The sequence below is a fragment of the Paenibacillus sp. 01T422 genome, assembly GCF_056398785.1.
The window spans coordinates 1-5,613 of record NZ_JBFTQB010000534.1 but is presented as its reverse complement, the minus strand read 5'-3'; the positions used below and the strand labels follow the sequence as shown (position 1 = coordinate 5,613).

The 5,613-nt window shown below is 44.2% G+C and carries 5 protein-coding genes and 1 pseudogene; all 6 read left to right on the top strand.

The window, feature by feature from the left end:
* A partial coding sequence (locus AC1DUA_RS25160) for an ABC transporter permease subunit (protein WP_477502369.1) occupies nt 1-492 on the top strand: 492 nt, incomplete at its 5' end.
* A gap of 64 nt (nt 493-556) precedes the next feature.
* Nucleotides 557-1,210, top strand: a complete 654-nt coding sequence (locus tag AC1DUA_RS25155; RefSeq protein WP_477502368.1) for an extracellular solute-binding protein — start codon at nt 557-559, stop codon at nt 1,208-1,210.
* On the top strand, nt 1,164-1,991 hold the full coding sequence (locus AC1DUA_RS25150; protein WP_477502367.1) for a type 2 periplasmic-binding domain-containing protein: 828 nt from the start codon (nt 1,164-1,166) through the stop codon (nt 1,989-1,991). The genes AC1DUA_RS25155 and AC1DUA_RS25150 overlap by 47 nt, the downstream gene beginning before the upstream one ends.
* Nucleotides 1,988-2,860 carry a carbohydrate ABC transporter permease gene (locus AC1DUA_RS25145; RefSeq protein ID WP_477502366.1) on the top strand — a complete coding sequence of 291 codons (873 nt, stop codon included), beginning with the start codon at nt 1,988-1,990 and terminating at the stop codon, nt 2,858-2,860. The genes AC1DUA_RS25150 and AC1DUA_RS25145 overlap by 4 nt, the downstream gene beginning before the upstream one ends.
* 25 nt (nt 2,861-2,885) lie before the next feature.
* Nucleotides 2,886-4,994, top strand: coding sequence for a 3-keto-alpha-glucoside-1,2-lyase-like domain-containing protein (locus tag AC1DUA_RS25140; protein WP_477502365.1), 2,109 nt, complete (start codon nt 2,886-2,888; stop codon nt 4,992-4,994).
* A 477-nt stretch (nt 4,995-5,471) separates the two neighbouring features.
* Nucleotides 5,472-5,613: pseudogene (locus tag AC1DUA_RS25135) on the top strand (LysE family translocator); the annotation flags it as partial.

Genomic DNA, 5,613 nt, shown 5'->3' with positions numbered 1-5,613 from the left:
CAAGTGAATCATCTATTAATGAATTGGGGATTAGATCCCATCAATATTTTATCCAATGAACATAATTTCCGAGGAATGCTTGTCCTACAGGTTATTTGGAAAGAGTCCGGTTGGGGCACGATCATCTATTTGGCTGCATTGACAGGGATTGATCCGGAGCTATATGAGGCTTCAAAAATCGATGGTGCCGGCCGACTTCGTCAAATTTATCATGTGACTTTACCAGGTATCCGCTCAACGATCATCTTGTTGTTTATCCTCCGTTTAGGAACGGTACTTGATGTAGGATTCGAGCAAGTGTATTTAATGCTCAATTCGACCGTTTCGGAGGTTGGGGAAGTCCTGGACACCTATGTATATAGGATGGGCGTTGTGAACGGGAATTTCAGCTTTACAACCGCAGTAGGTCTACTCAAAGGGATCGTAGGTATGATACTAATCGTTACAGCGAACAAATTTGCGCGGGCATTCGGTGAAAAAGGCGTGTATTAGAAGCCGACATATGATGTGAAACATATAAATTTTACTATTTTAAAAGCGAGAGGCTGGTTTCAATATGAAAAGCATTGGAAAAATACTAACCGTAACAACAGCCGTAGTGATGGTAAGCTCATTGGTTGCAGCATGCAGTAAAGGAACGGATACCGCACAATCAACCAATGAGGCAGGGACGGCACAGTCATCCCAGCAAGCGCAGGCAACACCAAAAGTGGATAAAAAATATAAAATTCGTGCGATGAATATTTTGTACGGAGCGGCACCGCCGGACACAAGCACGGGCAAGAAAGCGATTGAAGACCGCTATAATATTGAATTTGAATATTTACCGGTTGCGTCCGGAGAGTACAACAACAAGATGGGGGTTACCTTGGCATCAGGTGATGTGCCAGATACTGTGTTATTTCCCTACTTAGACGCTGTCTATTTCAATGCCATCAGCAGTGATCAATTCATCCCGCTTGAAAGCTATCTATCCGACAGTGCGAAATACCCGAATTTAGCCAAATTGCCCAAAGACGTAATGGATACGCTCAAATACAAAGGTCATATCTACGGGATTCCGCGTCTTCGTGGTATTCCTGGTGCTACAATCGTCATGCGTAAGGATTGGTTAGATAAGTTAGGTTTGCAAGTTCCTACGACATATGATGAGCTTTGGCTGGGTGGAAGATGGCTCAGGCGGCATCGTACCAGGCGAATTTGCGCCTAACAATAAGCAGGCAATTGGCTATTTAGCCAAGTTGTATAAGGATGGTCTGATCGCGAAGGATTTTGCTATTAAAAAGGATCAACAGGTGGAAGATGACTTCTTGCTGGGTAAGGCGGGTGTTGTTGCTAACTGGGGGTATACAGGCTTCACGCCAGAGCGTTTAGCGAAAGCGAGAGCAGCGGATCCTAAATTCCAGCTGATTGCCATTCCACCACTGAAAGCACCTGATGGTTCTGAGGGCGGTTATGTGAAAAGCGCAGGATTCTTCGGTGTATTCGCACTGAATAAAGATCTGCTGAAGGATACAGGCAAGCTTGAGAAAATGTTGAAAATTTTGGACGATCAAATTGGTGATGATGGGGCTAATTTCTTCAAATGGGGCGTCGATGGCACTCATTTCAAAACGGAAAATGGCCAGAAAGTCGTAACTGATCTTGGTAAAACGGAAGGCCCGAATAAATATCAACTTACGAATCATGCCAATGAAGGCGAATGGATTCTCAGCTCAGCAGATACACCAGAAACAACGAAACTAAAGCAAGATTCATTCTCAAAAGCGATGCAAGGTAAAGCGTATTCCTCACAGGATGTAGGACTTTTCTCCAAAACGTATGCGGAAAAAGGTGCAGAACTCTACAAGAACACCGTGGATAACGTAGTGAAAATCATTGTTGGTGAGAAACCAGTGGACTACTTAGACCAAATGTTTGAAGACTGGAAAGCTAGAGGCGGTAAGGATGCTTTAACCGAAATGAATGAAGCTTGGAAAGCAAGAAAATGAGAACGTCAACCCTTTCAAATAGGCTGATGGACACGACAGTTATTGTGATCTTGACGCTATTGACACTCCTATGTCTGATGCCGATTGTAAATGTTGTCGCAATGTCTTTTGCTTCATTGAATGAGATTGTATCAGGCAATTTCATTCTGTGGCCGAAGCAGCTGGATTGGAAGGCTTACCATTACATCTTCAACACGGGTGTGTTCTTCTCGTCTCTCCGAAATACAGTATGGGTTACGGTGGTAGGTACGATTGTGAATTTGGCAGTTACATCCTTGTTAGCCTACGTCTGTTCGAGACAGCGTTTCAGCGGAAGGAGAATGCTCCTGTTCATGGTGTTATTCTCGATGCTGTTCAGCGGTGGGATGATCCCGACCTATCTGATCGTTAAAGCAACAGGATTAATGAACACATTATGGGCGCTTGTCATTCCAACAGCTGTTTCCGCTTTTAACTTATTGGTGATGCGAGAATTTTTCGAATCGATACATGAAAGTATCATTGAGTCTGCCACCATTGACGGTTGTAACGATCTCGGTATCTTTTTCAAAATTGTACTACCGCTTTCGATTCCATCACTTGCGACGTTTACGTTATTCTACGCGGTTAGCAACTGGAATCAATATTTCTCAGCGATTCTTTATCTGAACAAATCGTCGTTGTGGCCGTTGCAAATTCTATTGCGGCAGGTCGTTCTTATAGGGCAGAGCGATATCTACTCCCAATTAAGTGCAGGCGAAGCTTTACCGATGCCCGTCTCAACGCAAATGGCAACCGTCGTATTGGCCTCTGCGCCGATCGTTGTGTTGTACCCCTTTTTGCAGCGCTATTTCGTAAAAGGGTTGTCTCTAGGGGCTGTAAAGGGATAAGAAAATAGATCAGGAGGAATGTACTGTGAGGATTAAGGCAATCCGTTTATGGTCAAGTTTGATCTTATTTGTTTTCCTTGTTTGTACGTTTACGTTTGAGGCAGGTACGGCACATGCAACGACAGCAAATACGCCATACAAGACGACCATGGGCGCCATCACGAATATGACCTGGGGTGGCGGTGACGCAAGACCGGGATTTGCCAAGGCAAATGGCTATTTATACTCAGTGTGGGGCCGAGGAAATGCTTTTAAAATGAGAAAAGCTACGACCTATGCAGGTTTGGAGACAGCGACAGAAAACACAGTAACCGGGATGGATGCAGCGGATTGGGTTGTTGGTCTCTATTATGATAACGCTACCAATACCTTCTTCGTGACGGCGCATGTAGAATATGATTATTTCTTGGGCAGTGTTGGTGCGCATCATTATCGGAAGATCAAGATGTACAAATCGACAGACGGTCTAGCAACGGTAACAAAAGTTGGCGACATCATTACCAGCGATAACTCTGATATTCATGGGTATGTGGATTACACAGGAAACTACTATGATTTCGGTGCAGGCGATCATAATTTCTATGTTGATGAAGCTGGGGGCTATGCCTACATCTTCTATGCACATGCGTGGGCGGATCTGAGATCGCAAGCTTTTGCGGATGGGATGTTTAAGAGTGAACGCGTAGCACGTGCTCCCATCAGTCAGCTCGGTGACCCGAATGCATGGAAGAACTTTTACCTAGGGACTTGGAATGAGCCAGGCAGAGGAGGAAATGCTTCCGATTTGGCTGATGGTACGAATGGCTATGTGTTCTACAGCTCTGTCATCGGGAAATATCTGATGGTGTATAATAACACGATTGCTTCGGCGACAAGTTTGACGCTGCAAGACTGGACACCTTTGTATACGAATCCAGATTTGACTTGGTTCTACTATGCGTCGGCGCTTGATATGGACACCTTCAGTCCTTATATTATCGGTAGCAATGCGATTTATCTCGAATTGACTAGGAGGCGTTCGGCGCCGTTAACCGTCACCAATACAGTCACGAACCGTACCGTGATCGAACCTACCTATCCTGCGGAATCCGTACCGGATAACAATTATGGGTGGGATTGGAATTTCACGGGAACACCAGCACCGAAGCCTCTGACATACATCATTTCGTATCAATGGCCCTATCAGACGCACACGGCAGGCATTGGCTTCTATTCGGATTATACCGTACCGTATTCCATTAACTATGGGTTTGGTATGCGTATGACCTCAACAGCAGTTGGCGATAATGTGCAATTAACGGTGAATGTGCCAACAGCCGGGACCTATAAATTGTATAGCTATAATGCAACGGGACCGGGGGCTGGTGATTTCCAACTTGCCATCGATGGAGTGAATCAGGGAAGCAACGTATCTTTGTTTGAAGCGTCACCAGCTCATCCTCAGAATGGCTTAGGCTACAAGAAAACAGACATGGGAACGGTTACCTTTACAACGGCAGGCAATCATACTTTCAAGTACACAGTCACGGGTAAAAATGCGGCAAGCACCGGTTATCAATTGTATTTTGATGTGATTAAACTGGTCAATACAGCTACAACACCGCCTCCTACGCCGGCTTTCAGTGATAATTTTGAATCCGGCACGGCAAGTGGCTGGACGACGACAGGTGGAACATGGGCTGTGGCTACTGATGGGTCCAAAGTGTATCAACAAAGCAACTCAGCGGCATCAGATACCCATGCACTCAATGGCAATTCAGCTTGGACTAATTACACGCTGAATACCAAAATGAAAGTAGATGCATTTGATCCTGGAGGCTATGCAGGTATAGGGATTGATGCACGCTATCAAGATGCGAATAACAGCTATAGCTTTCAATATTACAAGTTGACAGGGGAACTGAAAATCCAGAAAAAGGTCGCCGGCGTGTTCACAACGTTAGCCACCAAAAACTATACGTTCTCGACAGGAACGTGGTACAACATGAAGGCTGTCTTGAATGGCGGGAACCTCGAGTTCTGGGTGAACGGCAATTTGGAATTGTCGGCAACAGATACTAGCTTCAGCTCAGGTAAAATAGGGCTGAATGCACATCGTGCGAATGCGAAATTCGATGATGTGACTGTGCAGTAAGGGATATCTTGGCGAAGTAATCAGAAGAAATCCAGGTAAGGGTTTGAGTTAATTATAATTAATCTTTCCCTATATTGTGGATGATCTTAATGGTATGATTCTGTTGCTGCAAAAATAAATCGTCATGAGGTGAGGAAGATGAAAACAACAAAATATACGTCTTATCCTCATGTTGCTTTTTAGGTATTCTTTCACGAATAAATTAGGCTCTGAGGGCAGGATTCACTCTCAGGACTTTTATACTTAGGCAGAAGGGGCGTTTAAGCTTTCTTGCTGATCTATGACAGCCACTTATGAGTGGCTGTTATTTTTTTAGAACAAATATGAAAGGTTGATGCTTTATTAAAAGACTCGCTCAATATTTCCGCTCATTACAATCTGGACAGTCATCTCGCAGCTCTAAATCCGCAATAATATACTATATTGCCATTCACTTTAAGATGTAACATATGAGAAGACTTTGAAAGGAGTACTCTCATGAATATTACATCTTTTTTGATTTACTGTATGATTGCCACTTTTACTCCAGGACCTACTAATATCGTCATATTGTCTACCGTACATTTTGGGGCTAGAAAAGCATTGAAATATACGTATGGAGCAACGATTGGTTTTGGGC